The 20,302-nt window shown below is 42.3% G+C and carries 12 protein-coding genes and 1 tRNA gene; 3 read left to right on the top strand and 10 right to left on the bottom strand.

The genetic code is table 11. The annotated features are described in order from the left end of the window. Nucleotides 1–281: 281 nt before the first annotated feature. On the bottom strand, nucleotides 282–1,505 hold the full coding sequence (locus BV375_RS26345; protein WP_086765956.1) for a tetratricopeptide repeat protein: 1,224 nt from the start codon (nucleotides 1,503–1,505) through the stop codon (nucleotides 282–284). Nucleotides 1,506–1,802: 297 nt separating this feature from the next. Here BV375_RS26345 and BV375_RS26340 point away from each other — a divergent pair, with 297 nt between their 5' ends. The 3 genes from BV375_RS26340 to BV375_RS26330 all read left to right on the top strand — a co-directional run bounded on the left by BV375_RS26340 (nucleotide 1,803) and on the right by BV375_RS26330 (nucleotide 4,236). Beyond that, nucleotides 1,803–2,393, top strand: a complete 591-nt coding sequence (locus BV375_RS26340) for a chromophore lyase CpcT/CpeT (RefSeq protein ID WP_086765954.1) — start codon at nucleotides 1,803–1,805, stop codon at nucleotides 2,391–2,393. Nucleotides 2,394–2,674: 281 nt separating this feature from the next. Then, a tRNA-Cys gene (locus BV375_RS26335) sits at nucleotides 2,675–2,746 on the top strand. A gap of 245 nt (nucleotides 2,747–2,991) precedes the next feature. Next, complete coding sequence (locus BV375_RS26330; protein WP_086765952.1) at nucleotides 2,992–4,236, top strand: site-specific integrase; 1,245 nt, start codon at nucleotides 2,992–2,994, stop codon at nucleotides 4,234–4,236. Nucleotides 4,237–4,588: 352 nt separating this feature from the next. On the opposite strand, the gene BV375_RS26325 is transcribed toward BV375_RS26330, so the two are convergent. From BV375_RS26325 to BV375_RS26285, 9 genes are all read right to left on the bottom strand, one after another. Then, nucleotides 4,589–5,248 (bottom strand): response regulator transcription factor, encoded by a 660-nt coding sequence (locus tag BV375_RS26325; protein WP_086765950.1) that lies wholly within the window; start codon nucleotides 5,246–5,248, stop codon nucleotides 4,589–4,591. Then, nucleotides 5,223–5,651 (bottom strand): histidine kinase dimerization/phosphoacceptor domain-containing protein, encoded by a 429-nt coding sequence (locus BV375_RS26320; protein WP_086765948.1) that lies wholly within the window; start codon nucleotides 5,649–5,651, stop codon nucleotides 5,223–5,225. The genes BV375_RS26325 and BV375_RS26320 overlap by 26 nt, the downstream gene beginning before the upstream one ends. Nucleotides 5,652–6,003: 352 nt before the next feature. Next, the gene (locus tag BV375_RS26315; protein ID WP_086765946.1) at nucleotides 6,004–6,849 is read right to left on the bottom strand and encodes a sensor histidine kinase; all 846 of its coding nucleotides are present in this window, start codon (nucleotides 6,847–6,849) and stop codon (nucleotides 6,004–6,006) included. Between the two features lie 215 nt (nucleotides 6,850–7,064). Further along, nucleotides 7,065–7,334 (bottom strand): hypothetical protein, encoded by a 270-nt coding sequence (locus tag BV375_RS26310; RefSeq protein WP_243714062.1) that lies wholly within the window; start codon nucleotides 7,332–7,334, stop codon nucleotides 7,065–7,067. Nucleotides 7,335–7,370: 36 nt separating this feature from the next. Beyond that, nucleotides 7,371–10,010: a CHAT domain-containing protein gene (locus BV375_RS26305; RefSeq protein ID WP_243714061.1), complete on the bottom strand. Its 2,640-nt coding sequence runs from the start codon at nucleotides 10,008–10,010 to the stop codon at nucleotides 7,371–7,373. A 48-nt stretch (nucleotides 10,011–10,058) separates the two neighbouring features. Beyond that, complete coding sequence (locus BV375_RS26300) at nucleotides 10,059–15,551, bottom strand: filamentous hemagglutinin N-terminal domain-containing protein (protein ID WP_086765944.1); 5,493 nt, start codon at nucleotides 15,549–15,551, stop codon at nucleotides 10,059–10,061. 133 nt (nucleotides 15,552–15,684) lie between these two features. Beyond that, the gene (locus BV375_RS26295; protein WP_086765942.1) at nucleotides 15,685–16,416 is read right to left on the bottom strand and encodes a hypothetical protein; all 732 of its coding nucleotides are present in this window, start codon (nucleotides 16,414–16,416) and stop codon (nucleotides 15,685–15,687) included. Beyond that, nucleotides 16,409–18,820 carry a CHASE2 domain-containing protein gene (locus BV375_RS26290; RefSeq protein ID WP_086765939.1) on the bottom strand — a complete coding sequence of 804 codons (2,412 nt, stop codon included), beginning with the start codon at nucleotides 18,818–18,820 and terminating at the stop codon, nucleotides 16,409–16,411. Before BV375_RS26290 ends, BV375_RS26295 begins: the two co-directional genes overlap by 8 nt. 116 nt (nucleotides 18,821–18,936) lie before the next feature. Further along, a complete protein-coding gene (locus tag BV375_RS26285) occupies nucleotides 18,937–20,238 on the bottom strand; it encodes a DUF1822 family protein (protein ID WP_086765937.1) in 1,302 nt (433 codons plus the stop codon). Between the last annotated feature and the right edge of the window lie 64 nt (nucleotides 20,239–20,302).

Raw genomic sequence — 20,302 nt, 5'->3', positions numbered from 1 at the left:
GAGGGCGAAACCTTGCACAAGAGCAGGTTTCACGTTAAGTTGACACCACTGGGCAGTGCCGTGACCTCTAGAATATTATTGATGTGTCGCAAACATTATTTGATTTGGTATAAATATCCTCAAGATCTTGAGTCTACTTCAGTAGACTTGGACTATTAGCCTGAGAATGAATTCTCAGGCGGATGGCAAAGCTAAGACAGAGGCTATTTTTAGCTTAAGTTGACACGTATGTGCCATGCCCCTACTCGCGTACCTCATTTACCTGAAATACGCTGTATGAATTACAAATTTGCTTTTGATAGCTTTTCAATTTGTTGAGCAAAGTAGCTTTCATCATACTTAAGTTGTTGTGCTAACTCTAATCCTTTTTGAAACGCTGCTAACGCTTGAGGATTCTGTTTGCGTTCTAGATAAATTTGTCCCATTTGATCGTAGGCTTGCATCATTCCGTAAAAGTTAGCAGCTTTTGTCTGCGCCTCTATTAAAATTTGGCTAGTTTGTAAAGCATCGTCTATTTGTCCTTGAGAACGGTACAGTGCGATTAACTGCTGTAAAGCTTCCCCAGCATCAACATACTGCTCCAATTCCCAAGCAGTAGTATAAGCTTCTTGATAGTTTTTAAATGCTTCTGCTAGTAAACTAGGTTTTTCCTTGGCTAATAATTGGTAATTTGAGGCGATCGCTAGTTTTAATTTTGGTAATGGAGTCGTATTATTTTCACTGACGTAAATTTCTGCTAGCTTGCTCAATATATTTATCGATTGTTGGGGTTCTTTTGCCTGTTCGTAAATATAAGCTAGCTCTTGCAAGTATGCTACCTCATTTAAGCGATTGCCGTTGGCAGTGGCTAAACTCAATAATTCTTGGTAGGTAGCTGCGGCTTTAGGATAATCGAACCAAGCTAGATGTATTTCTCCCATCGTTTTGAGAGTATCTACAACTGCGGCTGCATCTTTTTGCTGTCGCACTGTTGCTAAAACTCGCTCATAAATTTCCAAAGCGAGTTTCGGCGATCGCACTTTTTGATAAGCTTCACCTAGCGATCGCAACAGTTGTAAATCAATTAGTGGCTGAGATAGTGTCTGCTTTTGAACAGCCTGCAAGCGTTCAGTGATGTATTGTACCTCTTCGCGATTGTTTTGATTAAAAGCGATCGCACCCACTCGTGATAATGCTTGTACCTCAGGTAATGAACCATATAAACGGCGCAAACGTAGTTCTCGGTTCCAGATCTCAAACGCAGCCACCTGATCTCCAGCTTCTAATTTAGCCGCAGCCGCTTCGTTTAACTGATCTATTTGCGGTGCTAACTGTTGCAGTTGTGAGGGAGTTAACTTTTGTGGATCGACCAAAGGTGATAGTAATGGATCGGGAGTAATTTTCTCTAGTGGGCTAGGAGGAAATTTATCTGGCTGTTTTGGCTTTTGGCTCTCTGCCAGCGTCAACGAACAGCTAAACTGCCAGAATAGAACAGTAGTAATAATCACACTTAAGCGATGTAGCATAGGTACTTTACTCTGAGGAGTTTACATTAGTGGTAATTAGGCAATTGACATTGGTGATTAAGCTTACACGCCAGCAATAACCCCTTACCCAATAACCTTAGCCAATTTGTTGGACGCATAAAACAATGGTAATTATCCCCGTACACCATTTATTATCGCTAGAGGCTGGAAAGAGAAGGAAGAAATGACAACTAAACAACTACTCCAAAATCCCTGCCCTCAGAAAGGGTAAGATCAAGCACAACAAGCTTTACAATACTTCAAGAGGATTTTCCAGCAACTATTTGATTATTTGTAATGACTCACTCTACAGACATTGCTACCTTAGCTCGCTGGATGGCAGCTGATTTTAGCAATCAAGAACAAGCTTTTGAAAACCCCCCTTTTTATGCTCATATTCGCGTGTGTATGCGTCCCCTGCCTTTAGAATTTTTATCAGGAGTGAGTTTGTTTCTTGAACAAGCTTATGACTATGCGCTTAATGACCCCTATCGTGTACGGGTATTGAACTTAGTAAACGCAGGCGATCGCATTCAAATTGAAAATTACAATGTTAAGGAAGAAAAAAATTTTTACGGTGCTTCCCGCAATCTGCAAAAACTCGCCACTTTAAAAAGCGATGACCTAGAAAATTTACCAGGCTGTACCATGATTGTAGAGTGGACTGGCAACAGTTTCAAAGGTAAGGTTGAACCCGGTAAAGGCTGCATCGTCTTTCGCAAAGGGCAAAAAACCTATCTCGATAGTGAATTTGAAATTAATGAAGAGAAATTTATTAGCCTGGATCGCGGAAGAGATCCAGAAACAGATGAACATCTGTGGGGTTCAGTTGCTGGGCCATTTCGGTTTGTGAGGTGGAGCAGTTTTGCTGATGAAGTGAAAGTATAAAAAATCAAGGGTAATGGGTTGAGACTCATTACTCATTATTTATAATCGTCTTGAGCAAAAGCTTTATTGATATCGGCTTTTAAGCGAAAGATAACCCTAATTATGCATTTTCTGATGACCAAAAACTAAGTATTTATCGCTGACTTTCAAAGATTTAGGAGATAGCAAACACTATGATATCTCTAAGTACAAAGACTTAATCGAGATCCAATTCGGAAATTTCTTCAAAGAAAGGATGTTATTTTAGATAAAATCCTGCTACGATGAGTAATCGCAAATATGGCGGCATAGCCAAGTGGTAAGGCAGAGGTCTGCAAAACCTCCATCCCCCGGTTCAAATCCGGGTGCCGCCTTTGTTGTTGTACATTGACAATGTCAAGTATTTCAGGGCTTTCAAGCCCTTTTTTATTGTGCGTTAAAGTGCTTACAAAGCAAGCCTTTAGAGATTTTTGGGGTTATTTTGGGTAGTTTGGGTAAAGAACTGGGGTAAAACTGGAGTAAAAATGTAAGGTAGAGGTGTTTACCCCAATGGGCGTTTCTGGGGTAAAACTGGGGTAAAGTGAAAGGATAAAGGTTTTTACCCCAGTTAATTAACCTTATGAAACCTGACAAATCCGAAAGTATTGCCCATCGCGGTTCAGTGCAGATCAAAAACTCTAACGGCAGACTCCAATTAGTTTTTTCTCATCCTATTATTACGCCGACGGGAGAGCTACAAACCAAGCGTTTCTACGTTTCAGCAGGGCAGTATGATACGCCTTTAGGAAGACATCAGGCATCTACTTTAGCGGCAAAAATCCAGAGGGATATTGATTATGGTGAGTTTGATGCCAGTTTGGTTAAGTACAAACCAGCAGCATCATTAACTACTGTTACCCCAATTACCTCAGTTCCACCTTCAGCTACCCCTCAATTTGACTTGGGACAATTATGGGAAAAATACACTGAGTTTAAAAAACCACAGGTTAGTCCTTCGACTTATGCCGTTGACTATCGCAAGTACCGCAATCATATTGCTAAGTTACCAACAAAGAACTTGGATGATGCGATCGCAATTCGAGACTATTTACTTGCAAATCTTAGTCCCAATGCAGCTAAACGTACTTTGACAAATATAAATGCCTGCTGTGATTGGGCACTCAAGAGTCAGCTAATTGAATCCAATCCCTTCCAAAGTATGGCAAAAGATATTCAGATACCGAAGTCAGAATCGGCAGAGTATGAAATTAATCCCTTTACTAAGGAAGAACGGGAGAGCATAATTAAGGCATTTGAGGAGAGCAAACTCTACAGCTACTATGCTCCTTTAGTAAAATTCTTATTTTTTACTGGGTGCAGACCATCAGAAGCGATCGCCCTACAATGGAAGCATATCAGTGATAAATACATTACTTTTGAGCAAGCAATTACCATCAGTACTAAAGGGTTAGCCCTCAAAGATGGATTAAAAACCCAAAGCCAAAGACGTTTTCCTATTAATCATCAGCAACGTGAAATTTTAAACTCTATCAAGCCTGAGAACTGTAACCCAGATGATTTTATCTTTAGAAGCAAGAAAGGCGGCATAGTAGACTTTGGAGATTTTCTCAATCATGCTTGGAAAGGTTACAAAAATCAGCGTGGAACACATATCGATGGAATCGTAACTCAACTTGTAAAACAGGGTGTAGTCAGTGACTATCGCAAACCTTACCAATGCAGACACACTTTTATTACTCTTTGCCTGGAAGCTGATATTGATGCGAAGGATGTAGGAAGCTGGGTTGGTAACTCTCCAGAAATTATTTACAAGCATTACGCAGGTAATAAACGTAACCTTGGTGCGTGCAAAACCTTGTGCTGAGTTAAGGACAGCAAAATCAATGCCTTTTTGGGTACAGAATGTTGTAGTTTCTGCGATCGCTTCTCTCAATTGTGCCACTAAAGCAGTTTTTGCTTTAACTGGGGTATCTCCTTCTTGAACACCACCAGATGCGGAACCATAGATAACCTGAGTTCGGGTTAAGACAGAAGCTAAAAAGCTGATTCTGTAAGGATTAAGCAAAGCTCTAAGTGATGAAAGAAGCAATTAAAGTGGAATCATTTTGTCAATAAGGCTCACAAATGAGACAAATATCAACAATATGCCTTATTGAGAACCGATTAAAACAGAGCTTCAGACCGAACAACGAGAAATCAGGGGTTTTGAGGATTTCTTATCCCGAACTCAGGTTAGGTAAACAATCAGAATTCGCATAAATTGCTAGTTGCGATCGATTTTTAATATTAAGACGATTAAAAATGCTGTTAATATGCGTTTTAACTGTGCTTTCTGTTATAAATAGTTTTTCTGCAATTTCTAGATTTGTTGCGCCGATTGCCACTAAACGCGCAACATCTAATTCTCTACGTGTCAATAAAGCTAATGCTGGGGGAACAGATTCAGCTTGACTCGGCTGGGGTGATTTCTTTATTACAACTCGTTCTAAAAGGCCAGGTGCGAGTTGTGCATATCCCCGATTAATACTGCGAATAGCATTAACAAGTTCTTCTGAAGGCATATCTTTTAAAAGATAACCTTTCGCCCCAGCGCGAATTGCTTCACTAACATCGTAGTCATCATCGTAAGTACTTAAAACCAAAACTTTAGTGTTAGGATATTTTTCGCAAATGATGCGGGTAGCGGTAGCGCCATTCATAACTGGCATCCGCACGTCCATTAATACAATATCTGGTTGTAATGTTTCAACTTGTGTGACAGCTTCTTCTCCGTTTTCTGCCATACCTATAATTTCTAGGTCTGATTCTAAGCTCAGCATAGCTTTGAGACCTTGGCGAATTAAACTTTGGTCATCTACAAGTAATATGCGAATCATAAAATTTTAGATTTTGGATTTTAGATTTTGGAGCCACTGCGTTGCCCAACATATCCAGGTTTTGGTGGGCGGTGCTATATGAATGCCCAACCCAATCTACAGTATTCATAATTCTGACAACTTGCCGTAATTCTTGCATGATGTCACTACTTAATTGGTAAGCTTGAGATACGGATTCTTGTGTTTGTATAGGGTTGATTTCCCACAACTTTTGTGCAACTTGCAGTTGGATATTTAAAGCCATGATCGACTGACCCAAGGTTTTATAGAAATTAATTAATTCATAGTTTTTTTCTCCAATTAATAGCAATTGGTGATAGCTGTATCTGTGTAAATTTAGAGTATTTATTAATTGCCAAACTAGAATTAAATAACTTATTGCTAACAAAATAACAATAATCATAATCTTGCCGCTTTACTGAAACAATGAATGGTACATCCATCATTAAAGCGTTATTTTAATTGTTTGACTATCTGTTATTGTGATTTTACTACTTTAGTTTGGATGAAATTGATATCATCAATAAAAAGTCTGTGAGTATCCAATTTTAGCCATACAAAAGTTGTAAGACTTTAGTTGGATATTACTCAACTATCGCGAAAGTCCTGCTTTTATGTCGCATCCCGTCTTCTGATGTCCCTTTTTTTGTCAATTAGCTTAATTTATTGGTAAGTAGATGGACATGATTAAATGTAAACTACAAAAGTTTAAAACCCTGATAGCAACTGGCTTTTCCCTTCTGCCTTCTACTTAATTAAAAGCCTTGCCATTCATCTAGATTCAAAGGTTGCCATTCACCAATTATGACTGGCTGAGGTTGGCTAAGTGAAACAGATTCTTGAGGAAAGGGTATTTCTGATGTTACAGATAGATTTGATAACTCTGAAATCTTAGGTATCTCAGATATATGAGATATCTGCATAGGAATTTTAACAGTAATGTAACAACCCTTTCCTAGGTGCGATTCTAGTTGGAAATGACCTTGTAAAACTGCAACCCTCTCTTGCATTCCCCGCAGTCCATAACCACCTGAGACTTTACCAGTATCGAAGCCCCGACCATTATCTTTAATTGTTAAGTACACCTCTGTTGATGTTGTGCAGAGATGAATTTGTACTGTTGTTGCTTGAGCATATTTATGAATATTGTTCAGTGCTTCTTGGATAATTCGATAAAGTGGGGCGGTTAAGTGTGGTGATAAGGGAATGGGTAAATTTATCTCAACTTCAGGTAAGATGGCAGTTGTCTGATGAAAATCATGCACTAAAGATTCTATTAGCTTTTCTAGAGACTGGGCTGCAAGTGGATCGTTGCGTAAGGCTTTCACAGATTGGCGGACTTCTTGAGTTGCGATCGCCACTAAGCGATGGGCTTCAGTCAGAAACTCTTGTGCTTGATTGGGATCGAGTTTGCACAGTTTCATCGCAGTTTGTAATTGAAAGTTCAGTCCGGTGAGGGCATGACCAACAGAATCATGCAAGTCTCGCGCAATGCGGTTGCGTTCTTGTGCTGCTGAGAGGTCGGCAAATTGCAAGACGCATTGCCACAAAGAGTTATGCATTTGAGCAAGTTGTTCGGGTGTGTAAAGTTCTTCTACCAAGGTACTCTCTCCATAACTTCCAGCTAATTCCCTATATTTCTAGGCGGGGAATACTTATGCAATTCATTGGGTATTGGGCATTGGGCATGGGGCATTGGGCATTTTCTCGCGTTCTTTCATCCCTTCAGTTCAGAAATATTAGCGTGCATTGTTAATGCATCGGCTTGTATTGTTAACGCGCCGGGTTGTATTGTTAACGCGCCGACTTGTATTGTTCATGCATCGACTTGTATTGTTAACGCGCCGACTTGTATTGTTAACGCGCCGACTTGTATTGTTAACGCGCCGACTTGTATTGTTAATGCGCCGACTTGTATTGTTAACGCGCCGACTTGTATTGTTAACGCGTCGACTTGTATTGTTAACGCGCCGACTTGTATTGTTAACGCGCCGACTTGTATTGTTAACGCGCCGACTTGTATTGTTAATGCGCCGACTTGTATTGTTAACACGCCGGGTTGTATTGTTAATGCATCGGGTTGCATTTTCTCCCCCCTGCCCCTCTGCCCCTCATGCTCAACCTAGATCCAATTTCCTAATAACACGTAAGGTGCCCAGTAGTATGGTGATTTATATTCTGGGTTCTTTAAGATGGCAAGTTGGGCACGCCTTAAAGCTTCTGCTTTGGTGCTACCAGTTCGATTTGCTTGTACTAGTTGGTCATAAAACTGGCTCATTAGTGTTGCTGTAGCTTCATCATCAACACGCCACAGCGTTGCTACAGTACTCCTAGCACCAGAACGTACTGCTACGCCTGCTAGTCCCAAGGCGGAGCGATTATCACCAAATGCAGTTTCACAAGCACTCAATACAAGAAGTTCAAGGGAGTTTTTTCGTGATATTTCGACTGTTCTTAGTACACTACTGAGTTGATTTACTTTGATTTTGTCATCCCAGGTGAGAATAAATGTTTCATCCGCTTGAGAACTAAATTTACCGTGGGTTGCCAAATGGACAATCGGGTAGGAAACGGCGGAAATTTTGTTTTGAAAGGCAGAATTTGTAAAGTTCCGGTTAAATAGAACTTGAGAAGGCAGTTCCGATTCGATTTTTTGTACTTCTTTCTGGACATTGGGTAGGGCAGTAAATCCAGAGCGAGCTTCACTAAGTCCAGCTACTAAGACTCCTAAGCGTTCTTGTTTGAGCGATCGCGGTGCTAATAATTGTAATCCGGGTGTGAGGGCAATGCTGTATTTTTCCACGAGGAATTGTTGACCATCATGTAGTGCCGCCATAGGAATGTTCCGCAAAACCCCATCTAAAACAAATACCAATGTGTCTACCTGACTCGCGGCTAGGTCTTTTGCTTCAGGACGCAGTACCCAATTATACATCGTTTTCAGTTGGAGCCGCGTCAAATCAGAAGCTGTTGATTGCTTTAAATCTTCTCCTAGCCTACTTGCCAGGTTCTCAATTTCTTGGCGGCTGATAAGTGTTTTATAGTAGCGAAAATCACGCTCATCTTTTGTGTCGGCTTTATTTTGGGACTTTGGTAAGCTGACAATAATCGCCAATTGATTTTCGAGAATAATCGGATAAATTACTGCGGCTTTTGTATCAACCTGATCTACTTGTGCAGGGTTCCCGTTCAGACAAGCTTCGCGGAAGAAGTTATCTAGTTCGACTAATTGCAACCCTTCAATGACATCTCGCGCTGTTTTCAAATTATCTTTTTGATTGGATTCCACTAACAAGCCAACGAGTTCACGATGAATTGGTTCAACTGCTTCGCGGAAGGAAAATTGCACATCGGGACTGGCTGCGGCTAAGTCTGCACGCAGAGATTTAATTGTACCAACGGCTTCCTTATAGGCTGCGATCGCACTTTCTGTTTTCCCTTGCGCTTTCAACACTCTACCTAATTGCCATTGCCAACGATAGGCGATATCCCCGGCGTTGATTTGTTGCGCTAATTGCACAGCTTGTTGCGTTAAGTTTTCCGCCTCTGTCCACTGTTGTGTATGTTCAGAAACTTTACCTAAGCTACCCAGTGCATCAGCTTGTAACCGTACATCTCCTAAATCTTTAGCTTGCTGAACCGCTATTTCCAGGAGTTTGGCAATTTCTTCCCAAGAAGTCTGCCCTATACCTTGCGTTTGCATTTGTATCAATGTTTGCGCCAGATTTAGCCGAGATGCGATCGCACTACGACTCGGTGGTAATGTCGCAATTTCTTGTTGTAGCTGTGCTAACAAAGTTTTTGCTGCATCTAGTTGAAAAGTCTTAACCAGCAAACTGAGATGATTGACTTGTGCTTGCACCTTTAAATTTAGTGGTGCAGAGGCAGCAGCTTGTTGATAGAAATTCAACGCATTTTGAGTAGATTGGGTTTTAATCTCAGTATTGTTAGTATTATTGATTTGACTGCGGGCAATATTACCGAGACTAAGTTGCGTCAACGTGATGATTTCGGGTAATTTTAACTGATTGGCGATCGCTAGACTGCGTTCCAAAATTAAATTAGCTTGGGGGAAATTGCCCACAACTCGCAGCGACTCACCCAAAGTTTGCAACGCTGTTGCTGTTTCTGGTGTTGCAGCCACTGTTTCTATTAATGGTTTGAGTTGTTCAGTATTGGTAGTAGAAATCTGCGGTAACTTTAACGCCGTTTGCAGTAGAGAAATTGCTTTTTTATAAAGACCTATATTTTGGAAAGCCTGTGCTTGGTTAGTTTGACTCGTCAGCACCTTATTTGGTTTTTGCAACTGAGTATATAAAGATGTCGCAGCTTCCCAAGATTTCAAAGCCGCCTCCGCTTGACCGCGTGCTAATTGTAACCCGCCTTGAATATCCAGCGCTTGAGCTAACGCCAACGATTTCTCCGGCTTTGTTTCTTTTATAGTATTTAATAGCGCAATACTTTCGGTAATTGCGCGGTTCGCATTATCCCACTGTCCTAACTGTTGATAACACAGCGACAGATTACTTAAACTTAGCGCTTGATGAATCGGATCTTTAGCGGCTTGATAACCCTGCGCTGCTTGTTGAAATAACTGCGCCGCCTCTGCAAACTCACCTTTAGTGTATGAATTTCGCGCCTGCTGTTCTACAGATATACTAGGAAATTGAGCAATATTTGTCACTTGCGCTAACCCAGGCGATGTCATGCATAATATAAAAGCGATCGCCATCAACACCACAAACTTTTTAATTCTCTTCATACTCCCCTCTGCGCCTTTGCGCCTCTGCGTGAGATAAAAAAATTTTATTTACTGAGCTACTGGACACATTGCAGAACTACTAGTAGCAGCAGGTGTTGCTTTGGGTGCTTCGGCAACCAACATAATATTACCGTCAGCAGTTTTCACTAAACCCTGCGCCTCAACAACTTGAGAAGTAGGCGGCAGATTTATCATTGGGGATGCATTCGATACATTACTGAAACTTTCCCCATCCAAACTGGCTAAAGGACTGAGGCTAGTTGTACCCGTCAATGGTTCAAAGGAATTGGGCGGTAAACTACCGCGTCCAGTTACAACAAAGCTACCCAACGGTTTAGCGTTGCGATCTCTGGGGCAAATTTGGGCAAATTTTGTACTAGCGTCAACCAATCCTGTAGGTAGTTCGATGAGTTTTTGTGGAGGTTGGACTTGTGGTTGAGCGATCGTGATTTGTCCCTGTACGCCTAATTCAGAACTTGCGGTGATATCGCTAAAAGGCGTAAGTTGCTCCCGTGCTTGAATGCCGAAAATACCTTGGGTAGTGATGCTAACATTACCACCTTTACCAGTAAAGGCATTGGCAGTAATGTCGCTGTTTTCGTTGGGTACAGCGGCGATGAAGGGTGAATTGATGCTGATATTACCGCCATCTCCACCTGTTTCGGCTTTACCTGCGTTGGTGGAAATTTGGGCACCACGACGGAGTAAGAGTAAGCCGCTGTTGAGGTTGATGTTACCACCATTACCGGATGTAGATTCGGCCTTGAGAGTGCCACTGTTATCTAGGGTAACTTTAGGTGAGGTGACAATAATATCTCCAGCAGTACCCGTAGGACTTTCGGAGTTAACGAACAAGCCACTGTTAAGGTTAAAACTTGTGCTAGAAATGGTGAAAAAATCAGTAGCATTAACTTTGATTATGCCTGCATTCCCCTGTCCAAAAGTTGAGGCTAGAACTTGAGCGCCGTCTCGTAATAAGAAATCATCAGTATCAATGGTAATATCACCCCCATTACCAACTGTCCCTGTCTCCACGCTGCTGCTAATACGACTGGGAAGATCACTATTGCTGCCAGCAATATCAACAATACCTGTAACTTTGACATTGACATTCCCTGCGTCCCCCCGCCCAGCTGGCTGGGTTTGGGATGCACCACGAGTAATGGTTTGCAGTTGAGCGCCATTTAGTAGTGATAGGCTGGCAGCATTGATGTCGATATTCCCACCCTGACCTATACCCCCTGCTTCGACTGTGCTTAAGATAGAAGCGTTATTTGTAATGGAGACAGCATCTTTTACTGCCACTGTCACATTCCCCGCATTCCCCGGTCCAAAAGTTGCGGTTGTAAGTCCAGCGGTGTCTCGTAATGAGAAATTACCAGCATCGATAGTAATATTCCCACCCTGACCGACACCCCCTGCTTCTACTCTGCTGAAGATGTAAGCGTTATTTGCAATGGCGACAGCATCTTTTGCAGCCACTGTCACATTCCCCGCATTCCCCTGTCCAAAAGTTGAGGCGAGAAGTTGAGCGCCGTCTTGTAATGAGAAATCACCTGCATCGATGGTAATATTACCGCCATTACCAACTGTCTCTTTCTCCACGCTGCTGCTAATACGACTGGGAAAACCATTATTGCTGCCAGCAATATCAACAATACCTGTAACTTTGACATTGACATTCCCTGCGTCCCCCCTCCCAGCTGGCAGGTTTTCACCAGATGGTTGATTTTCAGGTGCACCACGAGTAATGGTTTGCAGTTGAGCACCATCAAATAGTGATAGGGTGGCAGCATCGATAGTAATATTACCACCCTGACCTATACCCCCTGCTTCGACTGTGCTTAAGATGGAAGCGTTATTTGCGGAGACAGCATTTTTTGCCGCCACTGTCACATTCCCCGCATTCCCTTGTCCTAAAGTTGAGGCTTCAAGTTTAGCGCTGTCTCGTAATAAGAAATCACCTGCATTGATGGTAATATTACCCCCATTACCAACTGTCCCTGTCTCCACTCTGCTGCTAATAGTACTGGGAAGACTATTTTTGCTGCCAGCAATATCAACAATACCTGTAACTTTGACATTGATATTCCCTGCGTCCCCCCGCCCAGCTGGCTGGGTTTGGGATGCACCACGAGTAATGGTTTGCAGTTGAGCGCCATTTAATAGTGATAGGCTGGCAGCATTGATGTCGATATTCCCACCCTGACCTATACCCCCTGCTTCGACTGTGCTTAAGATAGAAGCGTTATTTGTAATGGAGACAGCATCTTTTACTGCCACTGTCACATTCCCCGCATTCCCCGGTCCAAAAGTTGCGGTTGTAAGTCCAGCGGTGTCTCGTAATGAGAAATTACCAGCATCGATAGTAATATTCCCACCCTGACCGACACCCCCTGTTTCTACTCTGCTGAAGATGTAAGCGTTATTTGCAATCGAGACAGCATCTTTTGCAGTCACTGTCACATTCCCCGCATTCCCTTGTCGATAAGTTGAGGCTACAAGCAAAGCGCCGTCTCGTAATGAGAAATTACCAGCATCGATGGTAATATTACCGCCATTACCAACTGTCCCTGTCTGCACGCTGCTGCTAATACCACTGGGAAGAACAGTTTTCTTGCCAGCAATATCAACAATTTTTGTCCCAGCAATATCAACAATACCTGTAACTTTGATATTGACATTCCCTGCGTCCCCCCACCCAGCTGGCTGGTCTTTAAATGCACCACTAGTAATGGTTTGCAGTTGAGCGCCATCCAATAGTGATAGGCTGGCAGCATTGATGTCGATATTCCCACCCTGACCGACACCCCCTGCTTCTACTCTGCTGAAGATGGAAGCGTTATTTGCAATGGAGACAGCATTTTTTGCAGCCACTGTCACATTCCCCGCATTCCCTTGTCTATAAGTTGAGGCTTCAAGCAAAGCGTCGTCTCGTAATGAGAAATCAGTCGCATTAACTTTGATTATGCCTGCATTCCCCTGTCCAAAAGTTGCGGTTGTAAGTTCAGCGCCATCTCGTAATGAGAAATTACCAGCATCGATAGTAATATTACCACCCTGACCGACACCCCCTGTTTCTACTCTGCTGAAGATGTAAGCGTTATTTGCAATCGAGACAGCATCTTTTGCAGTCACTGTCACATTCCCTGCATTCCCCTGTCCATAAGTTGAGGCTTCAAGTTTAGCGCCGTCTCGTAATGAGAAATCAGTAGCATTAACTTTGATTATGCCTGCATTCCCCTGTCCAAAAGTTGAGGCTGTAAGGAAAGCGCCGTCTCGTAATGAGAAATCATCAGCATCGATGGTAATATCACCCCCATTACCAACTGTCCCTATACCGACGCTGCTGAGAATACCGCTGGGAAGACCATTTTTCTGCCCAGCAATATCAACAATACCTGTAACTTTGACATTGACATTCCCTGCGTTCCCCCGCCCTGGTGGCTGGTCGTTAAATGCACCACTAGTAATGGTTTGCAGTTGAGCGCCATCAAATAGTGATAGGGTGGCAGCATCGATAGTGATATTACCAGCCTGACCGACACCCCCAGGTTCTACTCTGCTATAGATGTAAGCGTTATTTGCAGAGACACCATTTTTTGCAGCCACTATCACATTCCCCGCGTTCCCTTGTCCATAAGTTGAGGCTACAAGCAAAGCGTTGTCTCGTAATGAGAAATCAGTAGCATTAACTTTGATTATGCCTGCATTCCCCCGTCCAAAAGTTGAGGCTTCAAGTTTAGCGCCGTCTCGTAATGAGAAATTACCAGCATCGATAGTGATATTACCAGCCTGACCGACACCCCCAGGTTCTACTCTGCTGTAGATGTAAGCGTTATTTGCAATGGAGACAGCATTTTTTGCCGCCACTGTCACATTCCCCGCATTCCCCTGTCCTAAAGTTGAAGCTTCAAGTTTAGCGCCGTCTCGTAATGAGAAATCACCTGCATCGATGGTAATATTACCCCCATTACCAACTGTCCCTGTCTCCACTCTGCTGCTAATAGTACTGGGAAGATCATTATTGCTGCCAGCAATATCAACAATACCTGTAACTTTGACATTGACATTCCCTGCGTCCCCCCGCCCTGGTGGCTGGTTTTTACCAGGTGGCTGATTTACAGGTGCACCACGAGTAATGGTTTGCAGTTGAGCGCCATCAAATAGTGATAGGGTGGCAGCATTGATGTCGATATTCCCACCCTGACCGACACCCCCTGCTTCGACTGTGCTTAAGATGGAAGCGTTATTTGCAATGGAGACAGCATCTTTTGCCGTCACTGTCACATTCCCCGCATTCCCCCGTCCAAAAGTTGCGGCTGTAAGTCCAGCGGTGTCTCGTAATGAGAAATTACCAGCATCGATAGTAATATTACCAGCCTGACCGACACCCCCTGCCTCTACTCTGCTGAAGATGTAAGCGTTATTTGCAATGGAGACAGCATCTTTTGCCACCACTGTCACATTCCCTGCATTCCCCTGTCCATAAGTTGAGGCTGTAAGGTAAGCGCTGTCTCGTAATGAGAAATCATCAGCATTGATGGTAATATTACCTGCATTGCCTTTCGCTCCTGAAGGCAGAAAATTGCTAATTGTGCTACCAGAGATCGCCATTTCTTCTGTGGCATTCAGGATAATATCTCCTACAACCGTTTCCGGTGTCCCAAAACCTTGCCCAATACCAGCAGATAGCAAACTTCCTCCCAAAATTTCTATATTTCGGGCATTGACTGCAATATTACCGCCCCCAGCACCATTTACAGATACAAGTGCATGATTAGTAAGGGATACATTTGCACGAGTTATATTCTCCGGGAATCCCAAGCTCAAATTATCCCCATCTAAGACAAGATTGATATTTCCAGATTCCGCTAACCCTCCCAACTCAACTCGTCCGCCATAAGCATTTAGTTGTCCGCCATCCATGCTGACATTACCACCCACCAGCAGCAAACTCTTGCCATCTGGAACCCTTAACCCCATTGAATTATTTTGAATCGCTGCCTTTTGATTAATTTGATTAAACAGCAACGCTGAAGGATTAATAGTTAATAAAGGTGCTGCTTGGGGATTTGTAGCGCTAAAAATTCCTTGATTACCAAATTGCACAGCATTGGCGGTAGTCCCTACAAAGGAACCGCGCACATCTAACCGTGCATTTTGCCCAAATAAAATGCCATTGGGATTAATTAAAAATAAATTGGCAATGCCATTAACTCCTAAGGTGCCGAGAATATTTGAGCCTTGTCCACCTGTGACCCGCGTTAAAATATTTTGCACTCCGGCAGGGTTGCCAAAATACACTCTTTGCCCATTATTAATATTAAACTCACTAAAACTATGAAAAAGATTGCTTCCACGTAAAGCGCCGCCGTCAATTTGGTCGGCATTTACACCATTAATTAAAACGTTGGGTGTAAGGCGAGAACTTTCTGATCCTAAGGTGTTGTCGGGGTTGATTTGAGCTTGGGCTGGGGCGAGCAGGCAGAAGAAAAGAATGCTGGCGATCGCATGATCGATTCCGTATTTATTGCGCATAAAAACTTGGGTTTAAGAAATATTATGAACATTTGAGCTTTAGGTAGAAAAATCATCAAATCTTGTAGTAAGCACTTTTGTACTTAAACATGAATGACTAAAGTTCTTACTACAAAATTTATGACTACATGCTTTATTTGACTTGCGATGTTGTAGATGATGGTGGTTGGGTACACACATCTGTTACAAATTTTGTGCGTTGAGCAATGAAGGATGATGAGGGGTTGTCCACTTGGTAAAGCACCTGGAAAGCATCAGCCCAAGGGTGAAAAGTACCAGATTCAGTTGTGTGTTTGATTTCGTAATTGAGAAAGTAATCGGCTTTTTTGAGCGCAATTTCTTCTGAAGAGGCTTTGGTGGCTTTGAGTTGTTGCTCTAATGTTTGCAAGTCTGCTTGAATTTTTTGGCGATCGCTTGCAGGCATGATTTTAAATGTTGTCCAAGGAGTACTCTCAGGGCTTCCTGATAATTGCCATTGATAGAGTTTGCCAGGTTCTAAAGATTCTTGAGCACTGTAGGAAACTTTTTGATCTGCGATATTTACAGGTTGCTGCCATACTACTTTTTGGCTGTCGTACTCACGAACCACTAACTGCGCGGCTTGATTGGTTCCTGAACTGTGCCATAAAAATAAAGGGCGATCGCTCCAAACAATGTATGTTTCAACTAAGCCAGGTGCAATAGGACAGATTGTTCCCCCCCTAGCCCCATTTCGTTTTTTAGGACGACGCTGAAAAATTGTGGCAATCCAATCTGTGGATTGTTGAGCAATGATGTATCCAGATTGAGGAATGTGTTGTTCGTTAGCGATCCCACCGGAAGCGATCGCTAAGGGAATGAGTGCAATGCTAAATAATTTATGCATGATTATTTCTCCTTGTAGCTGGTAAAACGTAGGCTAAGAAAACTGACGAGGGTAAAAACCAAGGAAGTAAAATCGCGGCAGATATATATAGTTGCAATCCTGCAAGACCGTAAAGAATAACTGCACCCACTGCACCTGCCATAATTTGTCGACGACGGCTGAGGCTTAAACGCGACTGATTTTTAACAATCAATACTGTGGTTTTACCGAGAATAATTGCCATTCCAATTATCCAAATATCCGGGATAGGAATTACCAAACGGTGGTTAAGAAAATGGTGAATCATGTATGCTAAAGTTTCACCCCCTGTTAGCCACTCTTGTTTTGTCCAATAACTGAGGGCAGCTGGGGCTAGAGAGCGATCGGGTGTACCGGGAGCAATCCCCAAGCGTTCATCACTACCAACTGCGATCAAAACTACCTGTTTGGAAAGTAAAGGGAATTTGTTGATATCTGGATTTTCAATCAACTGCCAAGCGGGAATGGTGGTATAAACTTGCTTGGGCGGAATTGAGTAATCTAATATTGGCTGTAAACCAAAAGGCGATCGCCATTGCCATAGCGCAGATAAGTTACCCTTGTTTGGATGCTGCTGAATCACATTCAGTAGTTGCGCTCGGAAATTCTTCTTTCGGTCTGTTTGCGGCTGCGGTAACTTGATTATTTCTTGTTTAGCTAGCTGCACAAGAGATAGCAGATATGCGAAGGGGCAAGTTTTAAGACAATCTTGATTAGCAACTGGTAATTCCACAAGGTTAGAGTAAGCATCGACATATCCTTGCAAAGTCCAATCCCATTCGTTTATACCAATTGCTTCATTTGCGCCTACTTCTCTTGTAGGTTCTAAAACTGCACCCAAAATTAACCACATATTTGCATCTACAGCACGATGCACCGCTTTTCTTAAATCTTCATCTCCAGATGGGGGGTCTTTCTGAGGTGTATCTAAGATAAAATCTAAACCCACAACGGAAGCATTTAGAGTTCTTACCCTGTCAATTAACTTTGCTATGTAGCTGCGGTTCATTGGCAAAAGTTGGGAATTTGGCAGTTGGGCGCGGTAAATTGATTCAGTATCAATTTGTACTAGGGCGACTGGGGGCGCTTCCTCCGATGGTATTTGGGCTGTAGTGTTGCGGTAAACTGACTGAGTAAGTATTCGTGTATCTAGGAGTAATTCTTGGAACGGGACAAGCACGCCGAGAGTGAGACTTACTGCGAGCGCGATCGCTTCCCAGCGATTTGGTATACTTTGACGCAAGCATTGTTGCCATCGAAAAGCCGTAATGCGGTAGAGTGAGGCTCCCGGATGGCAGAATAGAGAAGGCACTAAGTAAGATGAGGGATAAGTGTGGCTTTTATCCATCCGCAGAAATTGCCGCGCTTTTGTCAAAGACTCGTATACATCAAGATGCTTTGCTAGCCCTTGTAAAAATCGCACCATAAATCCTTGGGCGACGCTGTTATGAATGGGTTCTCGCATCACTACCACTTGACCAAAACCTAAGTCAATCAACGCATCAGCAATACTTAAGCCACTGCATGAATTGAAAATTGCTACCTGAAGTCCGCGTTTTTTCGCGGTGCTGAGTTGTGGTGCAATTTCGCTGATTGAAATCGACATCTCAGGAGCAATCCCCAATTCGCCGCCTGTCAGGTCTGTCTCATTACTATGCCCAGCAAAAAATAATACATCCCAACCGCGTTCATCCGTAATTGCATCACTGATTTTTTGAATTACTTCCGCTGCTGTGTATTGTGGTTGCCAACCAACAAACTCTACATCAGCAATCCGCAACAGTGATTTGAGAGACTCTTTTTCGGCTTTAAAATTCAACCCCGTATCATCACCCAAAATTGCTAAAATGCGGGGTCGTCCTTGACGTTTTTCTTGTGCTTCTGTGGAAATATTTAAAGGTGTGCGAATAAATTGAATTGCATTATTAGTTGCAAATTCATTACCTAATTCCCAGGCTTCCCAAGGGAAACGATCTAGTTCTAAAGGCGCACAGGTGAGGAATATTTGTACTGCTTCGTTAGTTTCAGTATTTTCTTTAATAAGTTGCTGACTTGTTTGAGCAATTTGGGCACGAATTTCATATAGTTCGCCACTACGTAACCAGCGATGAAACTCATACATCAATTTAGTTTCTGCTTTCACAAGTTCTGCGTGCCAATCAATGGTGAGTTTAGCTACACCACCATCAACAGTGCGTCCGCGCATTTGGTCGGAGCGATAAAAGTTGAGATATACTCGTTGCCAGTCTTTATATAGTTGAGTTAGGGCAGGGGGATAGTTAACTTGTGTAGTTAATCTTTGACCTTCTCCCCAAGTCAGTTCAAATAAACAAATTTGCTCAATTTTTTGAACTTTTAAATTAAAAATATAGTTGTTATTTTTCATATTGAAATTATTAATTTTTATCTCACGCAGAGCCGCAGAGCAGGAGAGAAAAGTAGAGTTATCAGTGTTTATCGGTGTTTATCTGTGGTTCGTTATTTGTTTAATTAGTTTCTTGTTCAAGTACCTTTCAACTCCAAACCAAAGGGCGGAATTTCAAATACAGTATTATCAGCAGTTATGGTTACCCAAAATCGTTCGTTCCAATTGCCAATAACTTGAGCGTAGAGTATGCCTTGGCTGGTATCTAATAAAGATTGCTCAAATAATTGTTTTGTTTCATCACGTACCTCTAATGTTAAGGTATTTGGCATTTGTACTTGTGGTTGGGAACCTAAAGCAATTAGCAATGTCCATTCGGGGTTATCTGGTGTTTCAGTTACTTCCCAGGTAATTGCATACATTCGCAAACTAGTTTGTTCGCTATCTAAATCACAGTAAGCCCCCCGCGCTGATGGGGGAATATAAACTCCTTGCTGTTCTAAACTGGCGCGAATTTGGTCAAAATTTTCTTGTAAGGAACGCAAGGAACGCAATTGTGATAATGCTGGTAACGGCATCAGCATCCAACCCAATTCTTGAGCAACTCTATCGATTTCATTATTTAACCAAAGACCAACATTGATTAGGGGTTGCACAAGAGAAGGAGTTGCTGCTTTGTAAACCCAGTTAATTAAGTCAGGGTTACTTAGTAATGTTATACCTTCGTTAATTGTGAGTAATTCCCAAGGATATTGGTTTTGCAGTTGAGGTTTTATTATCGCTAGTTTTTGTTTTAATGCTGTAACTGTATTAGTTTCTATTGATGGAATGTTTGCAGGTAGCTGTATGGCATCTGGATTTAGACAGCGTAGATTTAGTAGTAGGGCGTTAGAGTCGGAATTAAACCAACTTTGGGGTAGAGTATATGTCCAATCCTGCTCTATTTGTAACCTAACTGTTTGTTGATAACTACGGTACTGTTCGTAGTTTATAAATCCCGATATAGCAACCTGCTGTTCTGACTCCTCAACTTGCATCAGCACATAGAAATGAGCAGCAAAATCAGGAATATCAAAAACTGCATGAGGAATGCTATGTTGGTCAGTTAAAACGCTTGCAGTGATGACACAAATTTTAAAAGCACCAACTTGAATATTACAAGCTACTGCTAACAAGTTTGCGGTTGCTGGTTGCCAAATCGAAGCAGAATCGCTGTGTATTTGTAATTCAGGTGCGCGTTCCTTCAGCCATTGCTCAAATCCCAAAGTTGCCAACGCACAAAGGTAAACTTGCCAGCGTTGCTGTGATAAGTGAATTGATTCAGCTAGACGTACAGCTCGTTTTAAATGCTCAGGTAATAATTCCGTTCGAGTCTCATTCAGCGAATGCCAATCAAGATAATCGTTAAAATCTAAATTTGATGTAGGTTGGTGAATCATAAATTAGTTATTTGTCATTTGTCATTTGTCATTTGTCATTTGTCATTTGTCATTTGTCATTTGT

The organism is Nostoc sp. 106C (assembly GCF_002154725.1).
Taxonomy (GTDB): Bacteria; Cyanobacteriota; Cyanobacteriia; order Cyanobacteriales; family Nostocaceae; genus Aulosira.
The sequence above is the reverse complement of the archived record's forward strand: the minus strand, read 5'-3'. Positions and strand labels throughout refer to the sequence as shown.